This is a genomic window from Actinomadura viridis (assembly GCF_015751755.1).
Classification (GTDB): domain Bacteria; phylum Actinomycetota; class Actinomycetes; order Streptosporangiales; family Streptosporangiaceae; genus Spirillospora; species Spirillospora viridis.
On record NZ_JADOUA010000001.1, the window covers coordinates 4821949 to 4845184 of the forward strand.

Sequence of the window (23236 nt, forward strand, 5' to 3'; positions counted from 1 at the left end):
CGCCGCCGGACGGCTCCCTGGCCATAAACATTCGCACCGGCAGGACCGATCAGAACTGGAAATTCACCATTCCGCGGCAAAGAGACGTTCACGTGCGGAATTGTTGGTCATTTGTGCGTTCAAGTCCTGGTACATGGTGTCTTGTCGGCCAGGCACCGCCGCCACCCCTGGCAACGGCACCGGAGGGCTGGACGCGGAGATCGCATGTCAGGGCGCCAGGGGGGCGTTAGGGGGGCGTTAAGCGCGAGGCCGCGGGCGCTAAGACCGCGTTAAGACGTCGGGAAATGCCCAGAAAATGCCGTTTACTCCTTGAGTGCCATGAAGTGAGGGACGGCGCGGCGAGGGGGTTTGGCCGGCGCCCCACGACCGGGTCGCTTCCCGGAACCGCGTGGCCTCCTCCGTCACCCGACAAGGAATCGAGAGATGTCTGATCTGGCGTTCATTCTGCTGACAGTGGCGATCTTCGCCCTGTTCGCACTGGTCGTGAAGGCGGTCGAACGACTGTGACCGTGGAGAACGTGGTCGGTCTCGTCCTGGCCGTGCTGCTGGTCGTGTTCCTGGTCGCGGCCCTTCTCTTTCCGGAGCGTTTCTAGTGAGCCCGACGACCGCCGGGATCCTTTTCCTGGGATCCCTCGTGCTCGCCCTGGTCCTGGTCCACAAACCCTTGGGCGACCACATGTACCGGGTCTACAGCGGCACCCGGCACGCGCGTGTGGAGCGCTGGATCTACAAGCTGATCGGAGTCGATCCGCGGGCCGAGCAGAGGTGGGGCGTCTACGCCCGCAGCGTGCTGGCCTTCTCGGTGATCGGCGTGCTGTTCCTGTACGGCTTCCAGCGCCTGCAGAACCACCTCCTGCTGAGCCTGGGGTTCGGCCCGGTGAAGCCGGACCAGGCGTGGAACACCGCGGTCAGCTTCGTGACCAACACCAACTGGCAGTCGTACCCGGGCGAGTCGACGATGGGTCACCTGGTGCAGATGGCCGGGCTGGCGGTGCAGAACTTCGTGTCGGCGGCGGTCGGCATGGCCGTCGCGATCGCGCTGGTGCGGGGTTTCGCCCGCCGGAAGAGCGAACGGCTCGGCAACTTCTGGGTCGACCTGACCCGCGGGTCGCTGCGGATCCTGCTGCCCATCGCGTTCACCGCGGCGATCGTGCTGGTCGCGGGCGGGGTGGTGCAGAACTTCTGGGATCCCGCCCAGCACACGGTGAACACGATCGCCGGGGGAAGCCAGTCGCTGACGGGCGGGCCGGTGGCCTCGCAGGAGGCCATCAAGGAGCTGGGCACCAACGGCGGCGGTTTCTACAACGCCAACTCCGCGCACCCGTTCGAGAACGCCACCGCCTGGACCAACTGGCTGGAGATCTTCCTGATCCTGCTCATCCCGTTCTCGCTCACCCGCACGTTCGGCCGGATGGTGGGGCAGGTGCGGCAGGGCTACGCGATCGCCGCGGTGATGGGCCTGCTGGCGCTGGCCAGCATCTCGCTGACCATGCTCTTCCAGGGCATGCACCACGGCACCGTGCCGACCGCGGTGGGCGCCGCCACCGAGGGCACCGAGACCCGGTTCGGGGTGCTCAACTCGGCGGTCTTCGCCGCGGCGACCACGCTGACCTCCACCGGGGCCGTGGACTCCTTCCACGACTCCTACACCAGCCTCGGCGGCATGATGACGATGGTCAACATGATGCTCGGCGAGGTCGCGCCCGGCGGGGTCGGGGCGGGGCTGTACGGCATGCTGGTCCTCGCCGTGATCACGGTGTTCGTGGCCGGGCTGATGGTCGGCCGCACCCCCGAGTACCTGGGCAAGCGGATCGGGCCCCGCGAGATCAAGTTCGCCGCCCTGTACTTCCTGGTCACACCGGCGCTGGTACTGGCCGGGACCGCCGCCGCGATGGCGACCGAGAGCGGCCGGCAGGGGATGCTCAACTCCGGGCCGCACGGGCTCTCGGAGGTCCTGTACGCCTTCGCCTCAGCCTCCAACAACAACGGATCGGCGTTCGCCGGCCTGACGGTCGACACGGTCTGGTACGACACCGCGCTGGGCCTGTGCATGGCGTTCGGGCGCTTCCTGCCGATCATCTTCGTGCTGGCGCTGGCCGGGTCGCTGGCCCGCCAGGGACACACCCCCGAGTCCGAGGGCACCCTGCCCACGCACCGGCCGCAGTTCGTCGGCATGGTCGCCGGGGTGACGCTCGTCCTGGTCGCTCTCACCTTCCTGCCCGCGCTGGCGCTCGGGCCCCTGGCCGAAGGAATCCACTGATGTCCTCGACACCGACCGCGCAGATGCCCGCGCAGCCTCCGAGATCCCCGGCCCGGAGCGGCCTGCCGGCCGCCGGGCGGCTGCTCCGGTCGCTGCCGGACGCGGCGCGCAAGCTGGACCCGCGGACGCTGTGGCGCAACCCGGTCATGCTCATCGTCGAGATCGGCGCGGTGTGGTCCACGATCCTGGCGATCGCCCGGCCGGGCTGGTTCGCCTGGCTGGTCGTGGTGTGGCTCTGGCTCACGGTGATCTCCGCCAACCTGGCCGAGGCCGTGGCCGAGGGCCGCGGCAAGGCCCAGGCCGACACCCTCCGCCGCGCCAAGCGGGACATGGTGGCCCGCCGCCTCACCGGCTGGCGGCCCGGCGCCACGGACGTCCGCGAGGAAGCGGTTCCGGCGCCCGAGCTCCGGCAGGGCGACGTCGTCGTCGTGGAGGCCGGGCAGATCATCCCCGCGGACGGGGACGTGGTCGAGGGCATCGCCAGCGTGGACGAGTCGGCGATCACCGGCGAGTCCGCCCCGGTCATCCGCGAGTCCGGCGGCGACCGCTCCGCGGTGACCGGCGGCACCAGGGTCCTGTCGGACCGGATCGTGGTCACGGTGACCCAGCGGCCGGGCGAGAGCTTCATCGACCGGATGATCGCCCTGGTGGAGGGCGCCAGCCGGCAGAAGACGCCGAACGAGATCGCCCTCAACATCCTGCTCGCCGCGCTCACGATCATCTTCCTGCTGGCCACCGCCACGCTCCAGCCGCTGGCGATCTACTCCAAGAACGCCAATCCCGGCGTCCCGGACTCGCTCGCGCTCGGCGCCCACGGCGTCGGCGGCATCGTGCTGGTGTCCCTGCTGGTGTGCCTGATCCCAACGACCATCGGGGCGCTGCTGTCGGCGATCGGCATCGCCGGGATGGACCGGCTCGTGCAGCGCAACGTGCTGGCCATGAGCGGACGCGCCGTCGAGGCGGCCGGCGACGTCGACACCCTGCTGCTCGACAAGACCGGCACGATCACCCTGGGCGACCGGCAGGCCGCCGCGTTCATCCCGCTGGACGGGGTCGCGGAGGACGAGCTGGCCGACGCGGCGCAGCTGTCCAGCCTCGCCGACGAGACCCCCGAGGGACGCTCGGTCGTCGTCCTCGCCAAGCAGCGCTACGGGCTGCGCGAACGCACGCCCGGAGAGCTGTCCCACGCGCGGTGGGTGGCGTTCACCGCGCAGACCCGGATGTCGGGGGTGGACCTCGACGAAGGGGCGGACCGGTCCCTGCGCAAGGGCGCGGCCGGCGCGGTCGCCGAATGGGTGCGCGGGCGGGGCGGCACCGTGCCGCCGAGGCTCGGGCAGATCGTGGACGGCATCGCCGCCTCCGGCGGGACTCCCCTCGCGGTCGGCGTGTCCGACGGCGGCGGCGCGCGGGTGCTGGGCGTGATCCACCTCAAGGACGTCGTCAAGCAGGGGATGCGGGAACGGTTCGACGCGATGCGCGCGATGGGCATCCGCACCGTCATGATCACCGGGGACAACCCGCTGACCGCCAAGGCGATCGCGGACGAGGCCGGGGTGGACGGCTTCCTGGCCGAGGCCAAGCCCGAGGACAAGCTCGCCCTGATCAGGAAGGAGCAGGAGGGCGGCCGGCTGGTCGCCATGACCGGGGACGGCACCAACGACGCCCCGGCCCTCGCCCAGGCCGACGTCGGGGTCGCCATGAACACCGGCACCTCCGCCGCCAAGGAGGCCGGGAACATGGTCGACCTGGACTCCGACCCCACCAAGCTCATCGAGATCGTCCAGATCGGCAAGCAGCTCCTGATCACGCGGGGCGCGCTGACGACCTTCTCCATCGCCAACGACATCGCCAAGTACTTCGCGATCATCCCGGCGCTGTTCGTGTCCCTCTTCCCCGGCCTGGACGCCCTCAACGTCATGCGGCTGTCCAGCCCGCAGTCGGCGATCCTGTCGGCGGTGATCTTCAACGCGCTGATCATCGTCGCGCTGATCCCGCTGGCGCTGCGCGGGGTGAAGTACCGGCCGAGCAACGCCTCCCAACTGCTGTCGCGCAACCTGGCCGTCTACGGGGCCGGCGGGATCGTCGCCCCGTTCATCGGCATCAAGCTCATCGACCTCATCGTCCAGTTCCTTCCGGGGATGTCCTGACATGCGTCTGCCAACGTGGATCCGCCTGCACCTGGCCGCCGTCCGCGCGCTGCTGGTCCTCACCACCGTGCTGGGCGTCGCCTACCCCCTCTCCGTCTTCGCCGTCGCCCAGAGCCCGGGGCTCAGGGACGGGGCCGGCGGGTCGCTCGTGAGGACCTCCGGCGGCCGGGTCGCCGGCAGCGCGCTCATCGGCCAGTCCTTCACCGGCAAGGACGGGGAACCGCTCAGGCAGTACTTCCAGAGCCGCCCGTCCGCCGCCGGGGAGGGGTACGACCCGACCTCGACCGCCGCGAGCAACCTCGGCCCCGAGGACACCGTGGACACCCTGCCGGCGCCCGGAGCCGAGGACGCCGAGGGCGCGCCCGACACGGGCAGGCAGAGCCTCCTCACCCAGGTCTGCTCCCGCAGCGAGGCGATCGGGGAGCGTGAGGGCGTGAGCGGCGCCCGGCCGTTCTGCACCCCCGGCGGGGTGGGCGCCGTCCTGAAGGTGTTCGGCCCGCGTACCGCCGAAGGCACCATCGCCAGGATCACCCGGGTGGTCAGCGCCAACCAGGCGTGCCCCGCGACACCGTTCGTCCCCTCCTACCGGGGCGTACGGGTGGAGTGCGCGAGACCGGGCGAGGACCTCGCCGCCGGGCTGACCGTGCCGGTCAGGGGCTCCGCACCGGCGCGTCCGGCGGTGCCGGCGGACGCGGTGACCGCCGGCGGCAGCGGGCTGGACCCGCACATCAGCCCCGAGTACGCCAGGCTCCAGGCGCCGCGGGTGGCCAAGGCCCGAGGCGTCTCCGAGGACCGTGTGCTGGAGGCCGTCCGGCACAACCAGACCGGCCGCGCGCTCGGGTTCATGGGGCAGCCGGCCGTGAACGTCCTCCGGCTCAACCTGGAGCTGGACCGCACCCACCCGTTCCATGGCTGAGGAGGAAGGCTCATGACGCCAGGGCGGCTCCGCATCTACCTGGGGGCCGCCCCGGGCGTCGGCAAGACCTACGCGATGCTCGCGGAGGGCCGCCGGCGCCGGGACCGCGGCACCGACGTGGTGGCCGGGCTCGTGGAGACCCACGGCCGGCCCCGTACCGCCGAGCAGCTCGACGGCCTGGAGACCGTCCCCCGCAGGACCGTCGAGTACCGGGGGACGGCCTTCGCCGAGCTCGACACCGACGCGGTGATCGCACGCCGCCCCCGGGTGGTGCTGATCGACGAGCTGGCGCACACCAACGTCCCCGGCTCCCGCAACGCCAAGCGCTGGCAGGACGTCGAGGAGATCCTCGCGGCCGGCATCGACGTGATCTCCACCGTCAACGTCCAGCACCTGGAGTCGGTCAACGACGTCGTCGAGCAGATCACCGGCGTGCCGCAGCGCGAGACCGTCCCCGACGAGATGGTCCGCCGCGCCGACCAGGTCGAACTGGTCGACATGGCCCCCGAGGCGCTCCGGCGGCGGATGGCGCACGGCAACGTCTACGCCCCCGAGAAGATCGACGCCGCGCTCGGCAACTACTTCCGGGTCGGCAACCTCACCGCGCTGCGCGAGCTGGCCCTGCTGTGGCTGGCCGACAAGGTCGACGACCAGCTCGGCCGCTACCGCGCCGACAACGGCATCCGCGGCACCTGGGAGGCCCGCGAACGCGTCGTGGTGGCGCTGACCGGCGGTCCCGAGGGCGACACCCTCGTCCGCCGGGCCGCCCGTATCGCCGACCGCTCCAAGGGAGCGGACCTGCTGGCGGTGCACGTCGTTCCCGGTGACGGGCTGACCGGGACCGGCCCCGCGCACCTGGTCAGGCAGCGGGCGCTGGTGGAGAGCCTCGGCGGGACCTACCACCAGGTGGTGGGGGACGACGTCCCGGACGCGCTGCTGGACTTCGCCCGGGGCGTCAACGCCACCCAGCTGGTGCTGGGCGCGTCCCGCCGCGGGCGCGTGGCGCAGCTCCTGTCCCGCGGCGTCGGGGTGACCACGAGCGCGCTGTCGGGACCGATCGACGTGCACCTGGTGACCCATGAGGAGGTCAGCAGGGGGCGCCGGCCCATGGCGCCGGGCGGCGGGCTCACCCGGTGGCGGCGCGCGGCCGGTCTGGCGCTGGCCGTCCTGGTGCTGCCGCTGCTCACGCTCCTGCTGCACCACCTGCAGGCCGAGCTGTCCCTGCCCAGCGACATCCTGCTGTTCCTGGTCGCGGTCGTCGGCGTCGCCCTGGTCGGGGGCCTCTACCCGGCCCTGTTCGCCGCCGTGTCCGGGTCGCTCCTGCTCAACTACTACTTCACCCCTCCGTTCAACCGGTTCACGATCGCCGAGCGGGAGAACCTGCTGGCCCTGGCCGTGTACGTGGTCGTGGCCGCCGCGGTCAGCGCCGTGGTGGACCTGAACTTCCGGCGCAGCCGCGACGCGGCGCGGGCCCGGACCGAGGCCGAGGTGCTGTCCACCCTCGCGGGCAGCGTCCTGCGCGGCCGGAGCGCCCTGCGGGACGTCCTGGAGCACCTGCGGGAGACGTTCGGGCTCACCGCGGTGACCCTGCTGGAGCGGGACCCGGGCACGGAGGGCGCGCTGGGGCTGCACAGCGATCCCGGCCGCTGGCGCATCGTGTCGACCGCCGGCGGCCCGCCGTGCGCCGCCCCGGGGGACGGGGAGACCGGGATCCCCGTCGATGACGGGCTCGTGCTGGTCATGAGCGGCCGGACGCTGCCGGCCCGGGACCGGAGGGTCCTGGAGGCGTACGCGGCGCACGCGGCCGTGGCGCTGCGCCAGCAGCGCCTGACCGCCGAGGCCGAGCAGGTGCGCCCGCTGGCCGAGGCCGACCGGATCCGCACCGCCCTGCTCAACGCGGTCGGCCACGACCTGCGCACGCCGCTCGCCTCCGCCCGGGCGGCGGTGGACGGCCTGCGCAGCCCGGACGTCGCCTGGGACGAGGGGGACCGGGACGAGCTGGCCGACACCGCCGCCGAGTCGCTGGGCCGCCTGGACCGGCTGGTGACCGACCTCCTGGACATGAGCCGCCTGCAGGCCGGGATGCTCACCGTGTCCCGCCGGCGCGTCGCCGTGGCGGACGTGGTGCCGCGGGCCGCGGACGGTCCGGAGAGGTCCCGCGTCCACCTCCGGCTCTCCGGTCCTCTGCCCGAGGTGCTCGCCGATCCGGCGCTGCTCGTGCGGGTGCTGGACAACCTGGTCGCCAACGCCGTGCGCCACAACCCGCCGGGGGAACCCGTCCTGCTGACCGCCAGCGCCCACGCGGGACGGGTCGAGTTCCGCGTGATCGATCGTGGTCCCGGGATTCCCCCCGCCGAGTGGGACGCCGTCTTCGTCCCCTTCCAGCGGCTCGGAGACCGCGGCACCGGCGCCGGTGTCGGGCTGGGCCTGGCGCTGTCGCGGGGACTGGCCGAGGCCATGGGCGGCACCCTCGTCCCCGAGGAGACCCCCGGAGGCGGCCTGACCATGGTGGTGACCCTGCCGTCCGCCGGCACCGGCGACGAGCCCGAGGAGGAGGTGGCGGACGGCCATCGTCGGCGGGTCCGCTGAAGGAACGTCGATTCCGGGCCGGGGCGGCTCTCCCTTTCCGATGCGCTCACCCGCCTTTGCTAGATTTCGCCAGGCCATTGAAAGGGGATGATTCCGGTCAGGGGGGTGACATCCGGTATGACCGCCCGCGGTACCTGGCGCATCTATCTGGGCGCGGCGCCCGGTGTCGGCAAGACCTACGCCATGCTCAACGAGGGCCGCCGCCGCGCCGAGCGCGGCACCGACGTGGTCATCGGCCTCGTCGAGCCCCACGGGCGTCCCCGGACCGCCGCCCAGATCGGCGACCTGGAGATCGTCCCGCGCCGCCGGGTCCGGTACCGGGACGCGGAGTTCACCGAGATGGACGTGGACGCCGTGCTGGCCCGCCGTCCCGGCGTCGCCCTGGTCGACGAGCTCGCGCACACCAACGTGCCGGGCTCCCGGAACGCCAAGCGCTGGCAGGACATCGAGGAACTCCTCGCGGCCGGCATCGACGTGATCTCCACCGTCAACATCCAGCACCTGGAGTCCCTGAACGACGTCGTCGAACGCATCACCGGGGTACGGCAGCACGAGACCGTGCCGGACGCGGTCGTCCGGCGGGCCGAGCAGATCGAGTCGGTCGACATGACCCCCGAGGCGCTGCGCCGCCGCCTGGCGCACGGGAACGTGTACCCGGCGGAGAGCGTCGACACGGCGCTGGCCAACTACTTCCGTACCGGCAACCTCACCGCGCTGCGCGAACTGGCGCTGCTGTGGGTGGCCGACCGGGTGGACGAGGGCCTGGCCCGCTACCGCGAGCAGCACGGCATCACCGAGCCGTGGGAGGCGCGCGAGCGGATCGTGGTGGCGCTGCCGGGCGGGCCGGAGGGCGACACCCTCGTCCGCCGGGCCGCGCGCCTGGCGGCCCGGGCCGGGCACGCCGACCTGCTGGCCGTACGGGTGGTGCACAGCGACGGCCTGGCGGACGGCTCCCCGCGGGCGGTGGCCCGCCAGCGGGCCCTGATGGAGAGCATGGGCGGGACGTTCCACCAGGTGGTGGGCGACGACATCGCGGCGGCGCTGCTGGAGTTCGCCCGCGGGGTCAACGCCACCCAGCTCGTGCTGGGCTCCAGCCGCCGGTCCGGCTGGCGGGCGCTGCTCGGCCCGGACGTGGGAACCACGGTGGCCCGGGAGTCGGGCGATCTGGACGTCCACATCGTCACCCACGAGCGCGCCGGGAAGGGCCGCGGTGCCGCCCGGGAGGGCGGCCCGGCCCTGAGCGTCCGGCGCCGGGCCACCGGGTGGACGCTGGCCGTGCTCGGCCCGCCGGCGCTGACCGTCCTGCTGACCCAGGCCCCCCACGAGTTCGGGCTGGTCACCGACATCCTGTTCTACCTGGCCCTGACCGTGGGGGTGGCGCTGGCGGGCGGGCTGTGGCCCGCGGTGGCCGCCGCCGTCCTGGGCAGCCTGCTGGCGAACTGGTTCTTCACCCCGCCCTTCCACACCCTCACCATCGCCGACATCGACAACGCCGTCGCCTTGGGAATCTTCATCGGGGTCGCGGTCGCGGTGGCGTCGGTGGTCGACCTGGCCGCGCGCCGCTCGCGGCAGGCGGCGCAGAGCAACGCCGAGGCCGAGACGCTCAGCATGCTGGCGACCAGCGTGCTGCGCGGGGAGCAGGCGCTGCCGGCCCTGCTGGAACGGATCCGGGAGACCTTCGGCATGACCTCGGTCGCCCTCCTGGAAAGCGGCGGCGACGGCTGGACCGTCCTCGGCTCCACCGGCCCCGCCCCGTGCGCCGACCCCGACCAGGCCGACGCCCAGGCGCAGGTACGGGAGGGCGAGGGGACGGACGGCCGCGGCCAGACCGTGCTCGCCCTGCGCGGGCGGGTCCTGCCCGCCGCCGACCGGCGGGTGCTGTCGGCCTTCGCCTCCCGGGCCGCCGCGGTGCTGGAGTGGCGGCGGCTGGCCGAGGAGGCGGGCCACGCCCGGCGGCTGGCCGAGGGCAACAGGATCCGCACCGCGCTGCTCGCCGCGGTCTCCCACGACCTGCGCACGCCGCTGGCCTCCATCAAGGCCGGCGTGAGCGGCCTGCGGCAGGCGGACGTGCACTGGGACCCCGCGGACGAGGCCGAGCTGCTCGCCACCGTCGAGGAGTCGGCCGACCGTCTCGACGCCCTCATCGGCAACCTGCTGGACATGAGCCGGCTGCAGACCGGCACGGTCTCCCCCCTGATCCAGCCGGTCGCCCTGGAGCAGGTGGTGGCACCGGCCCTCCAGGGGCTCCCGGCGGACCGGATCGAGGTGGACGTGCCGGAGACGCTCCCGCCGGTCGCGGCCGATCCGGGGCTGCTGGAACGGGCGCTGGCCAACGTGCTGCAGAACGCCGTCCGGCACGGCGCCGGGCCCGTCCTGGTGTCGGCCGGCGAGCTGCGGGCGGGCCCGCCGCCCGGCCGGGTCGAGATCCGTGTCGCGGACCGGGGCCCCGGCGTGCCCGAGGCGACCAAGGAACGGATCTTCGCGCCGTTCCAGCGGCTGGGCGACGCCCCCGAAGGCGACGGGGTGGGACTGGGACTGGCCGTGGCCCGCGGCTTCACCGAGGCCATGGACGGCACCCTGGAGGCCGAGGACACCCCCGGCGGCGGTCTCACGATGGTCTTCGCGCTGCCGGTCGCCGTCCCGGCCCGGACGGGCTCCCCCGCCCGCGGCGGGACGGGAGGGTCACGGTGACGCGGGTGCTTCTCGTCGAGGACGAGCGGCAGCTCGTCCGGGCCCTGCGCATCAACCTGAAGACGCGGGGCTACGAGGTGGACACGGCGCCCGACGGCAGGACCGCGCTGGAACTGGCCGGCCGGCGGCGGCCGGACGTGGTGGTGCTCGACCTCGGCCTGCCGGACATGGACGGCGTCGAGGTGATCAAGGGACTGCGCGGCTGGCTGAACGTCCCGATCATCGTGCTGTCCGCGCGGCACGCCTCCGAGGAGAAGGTCCAGGCCCTGGACACCGGCGCCGACGACTACGTCACCAAGCCGTTCGGCATGGACGAGCTGCTGGCCCGGCTGCGCGCGGCGGTGCGGCGGGCCGCCCCCGCCGACGAGGCCGCCGCGGTGGTGGAGACCGGCGCCTTCACCATCGACCTGGCGGCCAAGAAGGTGACCAGGGAGGGGCGGGAGGTCCGCCTCACCCCCACCGAGTGGAACATCCTCGAGGTGCTGGTCCGCAACGCCGGGAAGCTGGTCGGCCAGCGCCAGCTGCTGCGCGAGGTGTGGGGCCCGGCCTACGAGAAGGAGACCAACTACCTGCGCGTCTACCTGGCCCAGCTGCGCCGGAAGCTGGAGCCCGATCCGTCCCGGCCGCGCCACCTGATCACCGAGCCGGGCATGGGTTACCGGTTCGAGTCCTGACCCCGGGCGGCCGTACGTCCCGGCGTCAGGGCCCGTCCTGGACGCCCGTGGTGTGCGCCCGGTCCTGGACGCCCATGGTGTGCCGCCTGCCGTTTCCGGGGCCGTTCGTTACGTCTCCGCGGTCTCCCGGCGCCCCGGGCCGGGGAAGAGTCCGGAGACATGGCCCGGCGAGGTGGAGGCAGCGATGGTGAACCGGGACGCCCTCCCGGCCCCCGAACACGGGCTGGTGCTGACGCACTTCCTGACCGTGCGGGACGTCGCGGTCTCCCGCGACTTCTACGCGAGGATCTTCGACGGGCAGGTCGTGCTGCCCGAGAACCCCGCGATCGTGCGGGTCGCCAACAGCTGGATCATCCTCAACCCCGGCGGCGGCCCCACCCCCGACAAGCCGGACATCGTCCTCACCCCGCCCGAGCCGGGGGACCCGGTGTCGGCGTTCATGAACGTCCGCGTGGCCGACATCATGGCGTTCTACGAGGCCGCCCGCGCCAAGGGGGCCGCCTTCCTGACCGAACCCCTGGACCGCAAGGCCGAGCTGCGCTGCTACATGCGCGACCCGGACGGGCACCTCATCGAGGTCGGCCAGGCGACGGGCATGCTGAGAGGCGTCTACGCCGACCCGTCCCCCTCTTCCTGAGGACGGCGCCTCGTCCTGAGAACGGGGCCGGGAGCGGGTCAGGGGCCCACGATCGTCTGTACCGCCAGAGCGAGATTGTGCTGGTCGGCGCTGCCCCAGGCGTAGAGGATCACGTTGGTGCCCGCCGCGATCGGCACGCGCGGCACCCCGAGCACCACGTCCCCGGTCCCCGCGCGCAGGATCTCCGCCGAGACCGTTCCCGCCGGAAGCTGGACCTCGGCCTGGCCGGGATTGGACAGGTTCGTGGCCACCGTCCTTCCGTCGGCCCTGACGTCGACGGCGGGCGCGGCGGCGATGTGCCGCAGGGTCACCCGGGCCTGGCCGGACGGGACCGCGGAGGTGTCGTTGACGAAAGCCGTGATCATCGGGCTTCCGGTCCGGCTCAGATGGGCGGCGATCGTGTCGTTGCTCCCGGCGGACAGCGTCACGGTCTTGCGGGCGAGCGGCGTGCCGCCGGGATTCTCGCCGGCCTTGAAGATCTTGATGTCATAGCCGCCGCCCGGGAGTCGCAGTGGCGCGCTCAGGACACCGGGCCCGACGTTCGACAGCACCTTCTCGCCGTTGGCGTAGACGTCCACGGTGACACCGGGCACCCCGTGCAGGACGGTGACCGTCGCCGTCTGCAGGGCGGAGTCCTGCGGCGCCCGGGGCCCGCTCGCGGAGGCCGCGACCGCCGGCGGCCCCACCGCCGCGACGACCGCGAGCGCCATCGCCGTCAGGACGACCGCGAACAGCTTGCGCATCGTTGATCTCCCCTTCGATCTCGACGCTCCCCCGGACACCCCAGACGGCCCGCCCCGGCCCAGGTCGGAATACCGATGCCCAGCAAACTTCCGTGATCATGATTTTTCTGGAAGAGAGTGGCATCCGGCTCCTGGCACACCCTTCCCGACCAATCACTGCATAAGCGAAATAGGCATCAAAGAAGGTGCAAGAGGTGATCTCGGCAATCCCCGGATCTCGGCGGCGCTCATTCGGCGCGGAGGCGGTCCGGGGAGGCGGCCCGGGCGAGGAGGCGGCCCGACAGAGCCGTGACGGCGGCCGCGGACGCCACGGCGATGGCGACCATGAGCAGGGCCCGGCCGGAGGTCCAGGCGACCATCGGGAGGCTCGGATCGGTGAAGATGCCCGGTGTCATGCCGATGAGCGCGGCCACGGCGGCGATCACGCAGATCGGGGTCGCCGCGATGAGCGTCTGGCGCAGCGCCGCCCGCCGCAGGGCCGCCACCGGGGCCCCGGCGGCGGCCAGCGCCGCCATCGACCGGCCGCCCTCCAGCAGCGACTCGGCACGGTGCACCACCAGCGCGGTGACCGCCACGACCAGGGCGAACAGCACCGCCAGATGGGTCAGGCCGAGGCTGACCCGCCAGAACTCGTCGATCGGCTCGCCCACGGCGGTGGCGTTGTGGATCACCTCCCACTCGATCGCGCCGGCCCCGGTGCCGAACGCGACCACCAGGCCGACCACGGCCATGGCACGGCCCCCGGCACGGGGATCGGCCTCCAGGGCGCGCGCCGCCAGCAGCGTCTCGGGGGAACGGGCACGGCGGGCGGCCAGGCGGGAGGATTCCAGGATCAGGCGGGAGGACCCCACCACCACGCCGGCGACGGTGAGGGCGCTGCCGAGGAAGAACAGCGGCACCCCGACCTTGTCCAGTTCCCGGGTCAGGGTCCCCACGACCATGACCAGCACGCCGAGGGCCAGCGGAATGAGCGTGTACGGAGCCGGTCGCGGGCGGGAGGCGCGCCGGGAGACGCGCAGCGGAGAGGTGACGACGTGGCGGGACACCAGCAGGCTGACCGTCACCGCGGCGCCCACCACCAGGGCGAGCACGAGCGGCACCGGCCACGGCGGGATCGCGTACCGCGCGGTGTTCACCACCCCGAGGGCGGCCATCGCCGCCTGCTGCCCGCACACGTAGGCGATGGCCCCGATGACCGCCCCGGTCGTGCCGACACGGACGGCCTCGACGGCGCCGAGCGTCCGGACGTCCCTCGGGGTGGCGCCCGCGAGCCGCAAGGCCGCGAGCCGCCGCTCCTGGGTGGCCTGCGCGACCCGTCCGGCCTGGTGCAGCAGCGCCAGGACCGGGACGACCAGCAGCGCCATGGCCAGCGCGGTCCCCGGCCGCAGGCCCTCCTCGGCGACCAGCCCCGCCCACTGGGTGTGGAAGGTGCCCCGGATCAGCAGCAGGTTCACCGCGCCGAGCAGGAAGAACGTGGCCAGCGCGGCGCAGGAGGTCAGCAGCCGGCGCCGCCGCCGCTCGGCGCGGGAGGTGCCGCGGGCCAGCATCGCGGCGACGGCGAACAGCTCGCGCGCCCCTCCCCCGGTCATCGGGTCACCGCCGGGGTCTCGACCACGCCGCCGTCCCGGACGACGATCTCGCGGTCGGCGAAGGCCGCGATCCGGTTGTCGTGGGTGACCATGACGACGGTGGTCCCGCGCTCCCGGGCCGCCCCGAGCAGCAGGCCCAGCACCTCCTCACCGGCGACGCTGTCGAGCGCGCCGGTGGGCTCGTCGGCGAAGACCACCTTGGGCCCGTGGGCGAGCGCCCTGGCCAGGGCGACCCGCTGCGCCTGGCCGCCGGACAGGTCGCCGGGCCGTACGGGCGCGCAGTCGTCCACGCCGAGGCGGCCCAGCCATTCCAGCGCGGTGGCGGACGCCTCCGCGCGGCCGAGCCCGCCGAACATCAGCGCGACGGCCACGTTCTCCGCGGCGGTCAGCTCCGGCACGAGCCCGCCGAACTGGAAGACGATGCCGAACGCCGCGCGCCGCAGGCGGGTGCGGGTGTCCTCGTCCAGTTCGTCGAGGCGGGTCTCGCCGTAGCGGATCTCGCCCTGGTCGGGAACGACGATGCCGGCCAGGCAGTGCAGCAGCGTGCTCTTGCCCGAGCCGCTCGGGCCGGAGATCGCCACGATCTCTCCGGCGCCGATCGTCAGGGACGCGCCGCGCAGCGCCACGGTGCGGCCGAACGTCTTGCCGACGTCGCGCGCTTCCAGCAGGGGACTCATCGAGTGATCTCCTTGGTCAGGTCGGCCAGGCGTCGCACGGCCGTTTCCATCCATCGCAGGTCGGCGTCCAGGTGAAGCAGGGTGTGATCGGCGGCCAGGACCTCGGCGGCGGACACGCCGGCGGCCGTCTTGGCCTGGGTCAGCTCCCGCATCCGCTCCAGGTGGGCGGCGCGTTGCCGGTCCAGGCCGGCCCGCGCGTCGCCGCCGACCACCAGCGCCATGACCACCCGGGTGAACAGGGCACCGGTGACGTAGGGCAGGGGCGGTTCGGTCTCGGCGAGCCAGGCGCGCATCTTCTCGTCGCCCCGCGGGGTCAGCTCGTAGACCGTGCGCTCGGGCCCGCCCTCCTGGACGACCTCGGCGACGGCCACGAACCCGTCACGCTCCAGCCGCTGCAGCGTCGAGTAGACCTGGCCGTAGGGCAGGGGCTTGGCGCCCGGCAGCCGCTCGTCGTGCTCGCGCTTGAGCTCGTACCCGTGCTTGGGGCGCTCGGCCAGCAGGGCGAGCAGGATCTGCGGAGTCGACATGGCGGCGACTATACACTCACTACATACACTGACTGAATAGTTTCCTCGGAATCCGGCGGGGACACGGGCGGGGACACGGGCGAGGCCGCTTTGACAGGACATTGACAAGGCACCCGGCCTGACTTGTAATGACCGTGACTTCGCTTGTTGGCCGCGGGGCCGGTGGGGCTCCGCGGGTTACGCGGCACCCGCCGAGCAGGAGCGCCGACCCCCATGAACGTCACGGACCGACCCGACTTCCGCGCACGCGTCGACCACGAGGACCGGTGTCCGAGCCGGACGAGCGGAGGGGACGGCCCGCCCGGCCGGAACCGCACCGGAACGGGGGCGGCCCATGCCGGCTCCTGACACGCTCGTTCACCGGGCCGTGGCCGGGCAGGCGGCCGCCACTCCCGGGCGGATCGCGGTCGAGTGCGGCGAGGCCACGCTCACCTACGCCGCCCTCTGGGCACGCGTCCAGGGCGTCGCGGCGCGCCTGAGGGCCGAGGGCGTCGGGCCGGACTCGGTGGTGGCCGTCGCCATGGAGCGCTCGGCCGAGCTGCCGGTCGCGCTGCTGGGGGTGCTGGCGGCGGGCGGCGCCTACGTCCCGCTCGATCTCGACCACCCGGAGCGGCGCCGGGCGTTCGTCCTCGCCGACTCCGGCGCCCGGGTGGTCCTCACCCGGGAACGGTTCAGGAGCGCCCTGCCCGGCTCGCGGGCGACCGTCCTCACCCTCGACGGCATACCCGCGGCGCCGGAGGCCGGCGAGATCGCCGACCCGCCACCGGACGCCCTCGCGTACGTGATCCACACCAGCGGCTCGACCGGGACGCCCAAGGGCGCGATGAACACCCACCGCGCCATCGCCAACCGGCTCGCCTGGATGCAGGAGGCCTACGGCCTGACCGGCGACGACCGGGTGCTGCAGAAGACCCCGATCGGCTTCGACGTCTCGGTGTGGGAGCTGTTCTGGCCGCTGATGAACGGGGCGCGGCTCGTCCTCGCCCGGCCCGGCGGGCACCGCGACCCCGCCTACCTGGCGGATCTGGTCCGTGCGCGCGGCGTGACCACGCTGCACTTCGTGCCGCCGATGCTGCGCGCGTTCCTCGCCGTGCCGGGCGTCGAGGAGTGCGCGTCGCTCCGGCGGGTCATCTGCAGCGGCGAGGCGCTGCCCCCCGGCCTCGCCGGCCGGTTCTTCGAACGCCTGCCCGGCGTGCGGCTGGACAACCTGTACGGGCCGACCGAGGCGGCGGTGGACGTGACCGCGTGGACGTGCCGGCCCGGCGACGCCACGGTGCCGATCGGCACGCCGATCACCGGCGTGCGGGTCCACGTGGTGGACGAGCGGATGTGGCCCGCCGGGCCGGGCGAGCCGGGCGAGCTGCTCATCGGCGGCGTCGCGCTCGCCCGCGGCTACCTCGGGCGGCCCGCCCTTACGGCCGAGCGGTTCGTCCCCGACCACCTGTCCGGCGAGCCGGGCGCGCGCCTGTACCGCACCGGCGACCGGGTGCGCCGGCGCGCCGACGGGGCGCTGGAGTTCCTCGGCCGGCTGGACGACCAGGTCAAGATCCGCGGCGTGCGGGTGGAGCCGGGCGAGGCCGCGGCCGTGGTGGCGGGACACCCCGGGGTGGCGGGCGCGACCGTGGTCGCCCGGCCGGACCCCGCGGGGGAACCGAGGCTGGTGGCCTACGCCGTGCCCGACCGCGCGACCGCCCGCCCGGTGGCCGAGCTGCTGCGCGCCGAGCGCGAAGGCCTGCCCGTGCCCTCCGTACGGCACACCCTGGACGACGGCAGGACGGTGCTCGTCCCCAACCGCACCGAGGGCGAGTTCCTGGCACGCGAGGTCTTCGACACCGAGCGGTACGCCGAGCTGGGCGTCGACCCCGCCCCCGGCGGCTGCGTCGTCGACGCGGGCGCGCACGCCGGGCTGTTCACCCTGCTCGCCGCGAGGTCGGGGGCGACGGTCCACGCGTTCGAGCCGATCCCGCCGCTGTTCGAGCTGCTGCGCCGCAACGTCGCCGTCCACGGGGTGGACGCCCGGCTGTACCCCTGCGCGCTCGGCGCCGCCGAGGGCGAGGCGACGCTGACCCACTACCCCAACCTGACGATCATGTCGGGCCGGTACGCCGACCCGGGCGCGGACCGCGAGGTCCTCCGGGCGTACCTGGGTGACGAGCCCGACCTCGACCGGCTGCTGGACCGCAGCCTGGAGGAGCGGCGCTTCGTCCGCCCCGTCCGGACGCTGTCGGCGGTCCTGCGGGAGAACGGGGTCCGCCGGGTGGACCTGCTGAAGATCGACGTGGAACGGAGCGAGGAGGAGGTCGTCGCCGGCGTGGCCGAGGACGACTGGCCGCTGATCCGCCAGGTCCTCGTGGAGGTGCACGACACCGGCGGGCGGCTCGACCGCCTCACCGGATTCTTCGAGGCCCGCGGCTACCGGGTACGCCACGCCGAGGACCCGCGCCTCGCCGGCACGGGCCTGGTCATGCTCGCCGCCGTCCGCCCCGGCGGGCGCGCACGGAGCGAGGCCGCCGCCCCGCCGCGGGGCGCCCGGTGGGCCGGCCCCGAACGGCTCATCGCCGATCTCAGGCGCCACGCCGAGCGGTCCCTGCCGGACGCGCTGGTGCCCTCCGCGTGGGTCCTGCTCGAGACGTTCCCGCTGACGCCGAACGGCAAGATCGACAAGAGGGCCCTGCCGGAGCCGCCGTCCCCTCCCCGGCCGTCGGGCATCTGGGCGGCTCCCGAGGGGCCGGTGCAGGAAGGCCTCGCCTCGCTGTGGTCGGAGCTGCTCGGCCGGGACAAGCCCGGCGCGGACGACGACTTCTTCGAGCTCGGCGGCCACTCGCTGCTGGCCAACCAGCTGGTCGCCCGCGTCCGCACCGAGTTCGGGGTGGAGCTGCCGCTGGACGCCGTGTTCACGGCCCGGACCGTCCGCGGCGTCGCCGCCGCGGTCGAGTCCTCTCCCCCGGCGGGCCGGGAGGTGCCGCCCATCGTCCCCGTGCCGCGCGACGGCCACCTGCCGCTGTCGTACTCGCAGGAGCGCCTGTGGTTCCTGCAGCAGCTCCACCCGGAGATCCGCGCCTACCAGTTCCAGGCGACGATCGAGCTGACCGGGGCCCTCGACCGCGACGCCCTCGCCCGGGCACTGACCGAGATCGTCCGCCGCCACGAGGTCTACCGGACCACCTTCACCGACGTCCCCGCGGACGGGCCGCCGTCGGGTGCGGGCGGGCGGCCGGCAGGGCCGCGGCAGGTGGTGCATCCGCCCTTCCCGGCGCCGCTGGAGTTCGGCGATCTCAGCGGCGCGGACGACCCGGACGCGGCGGTGCGCGACCGGATCCGCGCCGCCGTCGCCGGGCCGATCCCGGTCGACCGGCTCCCCCTGGTCCGGTGGGTGCTGCTGCGGGCGGCGCCGGACCGGCACGTCCTGCTGCACCTGGAGCACCACCTGATCCACGACGGCTGGGCGTTCAACGCCTTCGTCGGTGAGCTGGCCGCGCTCTACGGCGCGTACGCGACCGGCGGGCCCCCGCCGCTGCCGGAGCCCGAGGTGCAGTTCGCCGACTTCGCGGCGTGGCAGCGGTCGTGGCTGGAGGGGCCGGTCTCCGAACGGCAGCTCGCCTACTGGCGCGAGGCCCTCGACGGCGTCCCGGACTTCCTCGACCTGCCCACCGACCGTCCCCGCCCTCGCGTACGGCGCTTCACCGGGGACGCCCCGCGCTTCGAGGTGCCCGCGGACGCCGCCGGCCGGGTGCGCGGGCTGGCCGCCCGCGAGGGCGTCACCCTGTTCACCGTCATGCTCGCCGCGTTCGAGGTCCTGCTGTCGCACTGGTCCGAGCAGGACGACTTCTGCGTCGGGTCCGGCATCGCCAACCGGCGGTGGCGGCAGCTGGAGCGGATGTTCGGCATGGTGATCAACACCGTGGCGCTCCGCGCCGACCTGCGCGGCGACCCGACCTTCCGCGAGCTGCTCGCGCGGACCCGGTCGGCCGTGCTCGGGGCGCACGCGCACCAGGACGTCCCCTACGACCGGGTGGTCGCGGCGATGCGGCCGGAACGGGTGGCGGGCCGGCACCCGCTGTGCCAGGTGCTGTTCGCGTTCCACGACGCGCCGATGCCGGACGTCCGGATGCCGGGGCTGGACGCCCGCGTCACGCCCGGCGTCGCCAACGGCAGCGCCAAGTTCGACCTGAACGTGATCGCGATCCCCGCCGCCGAGCAGGCCGCCGGCCGGGACGGGTCCGGGGAGGCGCCCTCGGGCTCGATCGAGTTCATCTGGGAGTACGACCGGGACCTGTTCGACGCGCGCACGGTCGCGCGGGCGGCCGAGCTGTACGGGCGGCTGCTCGACGCCGTGGCGGGCGACCCGGACGCGCGGGTGTCCGAGCTGTTCGTGGGCGTGCCCTGATGGGCCGCACCGCCCGGGAGCGGCGCGGGCGGGGGCCGCGCGGTCCGGGGCGGTGGGCGCGGTTCCGCGCGAGCCTGGCGTTCCACCCCGGCTTCCGGCGGCTGTGGCTGGGGGACGCGGCGAGCCAGATCGGCGCGACCGCGACCCTGTTCGTCCTGCCGCTGCTGGCCGCGACGGTCCTGGACGCCACGCCGTTCCAGGTCGGCCTGGTCTCCACCTCGATGACGGCCGCGTTCCTGCTCCTCGGGCTGCCGACGGGCGCCTGGGTGGACCGGATGCGCTGCCGGCGCGTCCTGATCATCGCCGACGCGGGGCGGGCGCTGGCGCTCGCCACGCTCCCGCTGGCCGCGGCCGCGGGCGTCCTGACACTGCCGCAGCTCTGCCTGGTGGCCCTCGGCTACGGGGTGCTGACGGTGTTCTTCGACGTCGCCTACCAGAGCTACCTGCCGCACCTGGTCGGCCGTGACCGCCTCGTCGAGGGCAACGCCAAGCTCGCCGCGACGCAGTCGGTCGCGCAGATGGGCGGCCCGGCCGCCGGCGGGGCCGCGGTGCAGGCCCTCACCGCCCCGTACGCCGTCGTGGCGAACGTGGCGTGCTTCGTGTGGTCGGCGGTCTGGATCGCGCGCATCCGGGCCCCCGAGGCCCGCCCGCCGCGGGATCCGGACCGGCACCTGGGCCGGGAGATCGGGGAAGGGCTGCGGTTCGTCTTCGGGCACCGCCTGCTCCGCGCGATCGCCGGGTGCACGGGGGCGTTCAACCTCTTCCGGAGCGCCGGCCAGCCGATGCTGATCGTCCTGCTGTCGGGCGGCCTCGGGCTCTCGGCGGCGGGCATCGGGCTGTTCTTCACGGTGGGCGCGGCGGGAGGCGTCGCGGGGGCGTTCTTCGCGCGGCGGATCGCCGCCGCCGCCGGGCAGGGCAGGACGATGTGGGCCAGCACCGCCGGCGCCGGGCTGTGCGCGCTGCTCGTGCCGCTCGCCCAGGACGACTGGCGGCTCTGGCTCGCGGCGGCCGGGGAGTTCGGCCTGGTGTTCGGCGCCGCCGTGTACGACGTCGCCCAGGTCAGCTTCCGGCAGACGCTGTGCCCCGGCCGGCTGCTCGGCCGGATGAACGCCACCATGCGCTTCCTGGTGTGGGGCACGATGCCGCTGGGCGCGTTCCTCGGCGGGGCCCTGGCCTCCGTGGCCGGGCCCCGCACCGTGCTGTGGGTGGCGGCGGCCGGCATGACCACCGCGTTCCTGCCGCTCTACCTCTCGCCGCTGCGCGGCCTGCGCCGCCTCCCCGGCGCCGAGGCCGCCGCCGGCGTGCCGTCCGGGCCCGGCGCTACCTGACCCCGGTGACCGGGATCTTGGGGTACGCCGGGCCCACCCGGTCGGCGGGGACGACGGGCAGCGTCACCGACGAGGGATGCTTCTCGTCGTGCAGGACGGTCTGGTGCGCGGTCCGCACCCGGGCGCTCTGGCCGAACTTCTCCCCGGTGTTCGGGTTCGGCGCGTACTGCGGGAAGTCGCTGGAGGAGATGTCCAGGCGGATCCGGTGGCCGGCCTTGAAGAGGTTCGAGGTCGGCCAGATCTTGATCGTGTACTTGTAGACCTTGCCGGGACGGATGGGCGTCGGGCGTGTCGAGGACTCGCGGAAGCTCGCCCGGAGGATGCCGTTGTTGAGGTTGCGCGCGGTGCCGTCGGGCGCCACGTCCACCAGCTTGGCGGTCCAGTCGGTGTCCGGGGCGGTGGAGGAGGCGTACAGCTCGACGCTGATCGGGCCGGTGACGTGGGTGTCGGCGGTCAGCTCGGGGCTGGTGTAGACGAGCACGTCCGGCCGGGCCTCGACGGTCTGCTGGTCGTAGGGGCCCTGCTGCCCGCCGCGGTTCTCGCAGCAGGAGTGGCCGCCGACCGAGGGCACCGGGTTGCGCGGGTCGTAGGTGTACCGGTCGGGCTTCTGGCCGGAGCCGGGCTCCGTGCCCGGCTCCGTGCCCGGCTCCGAGCCGGGCCGCTCCGTCGTGAGCCTGCCGTCGCCCAGGATGGAGGCGGCGTGCCCTTCGCTCGCGAGGTAGTACTTGGTGTACCGCGTCCCGGGCAGCGGCCACGAGGGCGAGCGCCGCCACACGTTGGAGCCCATCTCGAAGTAGTCGACGGTGGGCCTGCCGTTGCTGACGCCGTTGTCCCGGCCCTTGAGGAAGTGGTCGTACCAGGCGACCATCACCTCGTCCAGCGGGTAGTCGCCGGCCGGGCCGATGGCGGAGAGCATCGGCGCGGGGACGTAGCGCTCCTTCGGCACGCGCGACCAGGTCTGGTGGTCCCACGGCCCGATCACCAGGCGCTGCCCCGCGCGTGCCTCCGGCGAGCCGCCGTTGGCCGTCATGCCGGTGAAGTTGCGGATGCCTCCGTCGAGGAACGAGTCGTACCAGCCCTCCAGATGCAGCACCGGCAGCTTGATACGGGAATGGTGCCGTTCCGGCGCGATGTCGGACCAGTACCTGTCATTGGTCGAATGCTCGATCCAGTCGAAGAAGTACGGCGCGACCCGCGGATCCTCCGGCTTGTACGGCGGGAATTTCCGGTACGGCCGGTAGGTCATCCACTTGGCGATGTCGAGATAGTCCTTCTTGAGCTGCTCGGCGAGCGCGGTGTCGCCGCGATTGGCGGCGGCCGACGGCACGATGGTCTCCATCGACCAGTTCTCGACGAATCCCAGCCGGAAGGCGCCGCCCTCGTAGGTCCAGCCCTCGAAATAGTCACTGGAGGTATTCATCGGCACGATCGTCTTGAGGCTCGGCGGCAGTTTCTGCGCGGCCAGCCATTGCGTCGCGCCGACATAGGACGATCCGTACATGCCGACGCGGCCGTTCGACCCGGGCAGCCGCGCCGCCCACTCGACGGAGTCGTAGCCGTCGTCGAGGTCCTGGTGGAACTCGTAGAAGGTGCCCTTGGACGCGTACTGCCCGCGCACGTCCTCGACGACCACGATGTAGCACTGGGCCGCCAGCCAGGCGGGCGACAGGAAGCGGTTCGGCTGGTTGGGCGGGCCGTTCTTGCCGTACTGGGTCCGCATCAGCACGACCGGGACCTTCTCCGAGGTCCGCGGCTTGTAGACGTCCGCCATCAGCACCGTTCCGTCGCGCATCCGGTCGGGTACGTCGGCCTGCTTGTCGACGGCGCACGGGCCGGCCTGCCGCGCCGCCGACACCGTCGGCCGGGCGGCCTGCACGGTGTAGGCGGAGAGCACGAGCGCCGCCGCGCCCCCGGCCGCGAGCGCGCGTCCGCGCCTGCTCCTGGGCCTCGCCATCGAGACCTCCTCCGAATGGTCGGACGTGGTCCTTCAAGAGATCATCGGGACACTGCCCCGACAACGCCGGTGACCGCATGTGGACAGTGTCGCTCATGATGCGTCAAGAATCCTGTC

15 protein-coding genes are annotated in these 23236 nt (G+C 73.6%); 10 read left to right on the forward strand and 5 right to left on the reverse strand.

All coding sequences use genetic code 11. The features are described from left to right. The first annotated feature begins 503 nt into the window (after positions 1–503). The 8 genes from kdpF (at position 504) to IW256_RS22355 (ending at position 11914) form a co-directional block, all read left to right on the forward strand. Entirely contained in the window at positions 504–593 is a 90-nt protein-coding gene (kdpF, locus tag IW256_RS41350; RefSeq protein ID WP_307829000.1) for a K(+)-transporting ATPase subunit F, read from the forward strand. Continuing rightward, positions 593–2260, forward strand: coding sequence for a potassium-transporting ATPase subunit KdpA (gene kdpA / locus IW256_RS22325; RefSeq protein ID WP_197012830.1), 1668 nt, complete (start codon positions 593–595; stop codon positions 2258–2260). Before kdpF ends, kdpA begins: the two co-directional genes overlap by 1 nt. A 23-nt stretch (positions 2261–2283) precedes the next feature. Further along, on the forward strand, positions 2284–4407 hold the full coding sequence (gene kdpB, locus IW256_RS22330; RefSeq protein WP_197016477.1) for a potassium-transporting ATPase subunit KdpB: 2124 nt from the start codon (positions 2284–2286) through the stop codon (positions 4405–4407). Between the two features lies 1 nt (position 4408). After that, positions 4409–5323 (forward strand): potassium-transporting ATPase subunit C, encoded by a 915-nt coding sequence (locus tag IW256_RS22335; protein WP_197012831.1) that lies wholly within the window; start codon positions 4409–4411, stop codon positions 5321–5323. Positions 5324–5335: 12 nt separating this feature from the next. Continuing rightward, complete coding sequence (locus tag IW256_RS22340; RefSeq protein WP_197012832.1) at positions 5336–7912, forward strand: sensor histidine kinase; 2577 nt, start codon at positions 5336–5338, stop codon at positions 7910–7912. 117 nt (positions 7913–8029) lie between these two features. Continuing rightward, positions 8030–10603, forward strand: coding sequence for a sensor histidine kinase (locus tag IW256_RS22345; RefSeq protein ID WP_197012833.1), 2574 nt, complete (start codon positions 8030–8032; stop codon positions 10601–10603). Further along, positions 10600–11277 carry a response regulator gene (locus IW256_RS22350; RefSeq protein ID WP_197012834.1) on the forward strand — a complete coding sequence of 226 codons (678 nt, stop codon included), beginning with the start codon at positions 10600–10602 and terminating at the stop codon, positions 11275–11277. Before IW256_RS22345 ends, IW256_RS22350 begins: the two co-directional genes overlap by 4 nt. Positions 11278–11461: 184 nt before the next feature. Continuing rightward, complete coding sequence (locus IW256_RS22355; protein ID WP_197012835.1) at positions 11462–11914, forward strand: VOC family protein; 453 nt, start codon at positions 11462–11464, stop codon at positions 11912–11914. Positions 11915–11952: 38 nt separating this feature from the next. Here the strand turns inward: IW256_RS22355 and IW256_RS22360 are convergent, their stop codons facing one another. The 4 genes from IW256_RS22360 to IW256_RS22375 all read right to left on the reverse strand — a co-directional run bounded on the left by IW256_RS22360 (position 11953) and on the right by IW256_RS22375 (position 15450). Continuing rightward, the gene (locus tag IW256_RS22360; protein ID WP_197012836.1) at positions 11953–12657 is read right to left on the reverse strand and encodes a DUF4397 domain-containing protein; all 705 of its coding nucleotides are present in this window, start codon (positions 12655–12657) and stop codon (positions 11953–11955) included. A gap of 227 nt (positions 12658–12884) precedes the next feature. Next, positions 12885–14246 (reverse strand): FtsX-like permease family protein, encoded by a 1362-nt coding sequence (locus IW256_RS42320; protein WP_197012837.1) that lies wholly within the window; start codon positions 14244–14246, stop codon positions 12885–12887. Beyond that, the gene (locus IW256_RS22370) at positions 14243–14923 is read right to left on the reverse strand and encodes an ABC transporter ATP-binding protein (RefSeq protein WP_197012838.1); all 681 of its coding nucleotides are present in this window, start codon (positions 14921–14923) and stop codon (positions 14243–14245) included. Before IW256_RS22370 ends, IW256_RS42320 begins: the two co-directional genes overlap by 4 nt. Continuing rightward, on the reverse strand, positions 14920–15450 hold the full coding sequence (locus tag IW256_RS22375) for a PadR family transcriptional regulator (protein ID WP_197012839.1): 531 nt from the start codon (positions 15448–15450) through the stop codon (positions 14920–14922). The genes IW256_RS22370 and IW256_RS22375 overlap by 4 nt, the downstream gene beginning before the upstream one ends. Before the next feature lie 334 nt (positions 15451–15784). Between IW256_RS22375 and IW256_RS22380 the strand changes: the two genes are divergently transcribed. Together IW256_RS22380 and IW256_RS22385 are read left to right on the forward strand one after the other, a co-directional pair. Further along, positions 15785–19837, forward strand: a complete 4053-nt coding sequence (locus IW256_RS22380) for a non-ribosomal peptide synthetase (protein ID WP_197012840.1) — start codon at positions 15785–15787, stop codon at positions 19835–19837. Next, positions 19837–21165, forward strand: coding sequence for an MFS transporter (locus IW256_RS22385; RefSeq protein WP_197012841.1), 1329 nt, complete (start codon positions 19837–19839; stop codon positions 21163–21165). The genes IW256_RS22380 and IW256_RS22385 overlap by 1 nt, the downstream gene beginning before the upstream one ends. Here IW256_RS22385 and IW256_RS22390 read toward each other — a convergent pair. Continuing rightward, complete coding sequence (locus IW256_RS22390) at positions 21158–23119, reverse strand: CocE/NonD family hydrolase (RefSeq protein ID WP_197012842.1); 1962 nt, start codon at positions 23117–23119, stop codon at positions 21158–21160. The genes IW256_RS22385 and IW256_RS22390 overlap by 8 nt on opposite strands. Between the last annotated feature and the right edge of the window lie 117 nt (positions 23120–23236).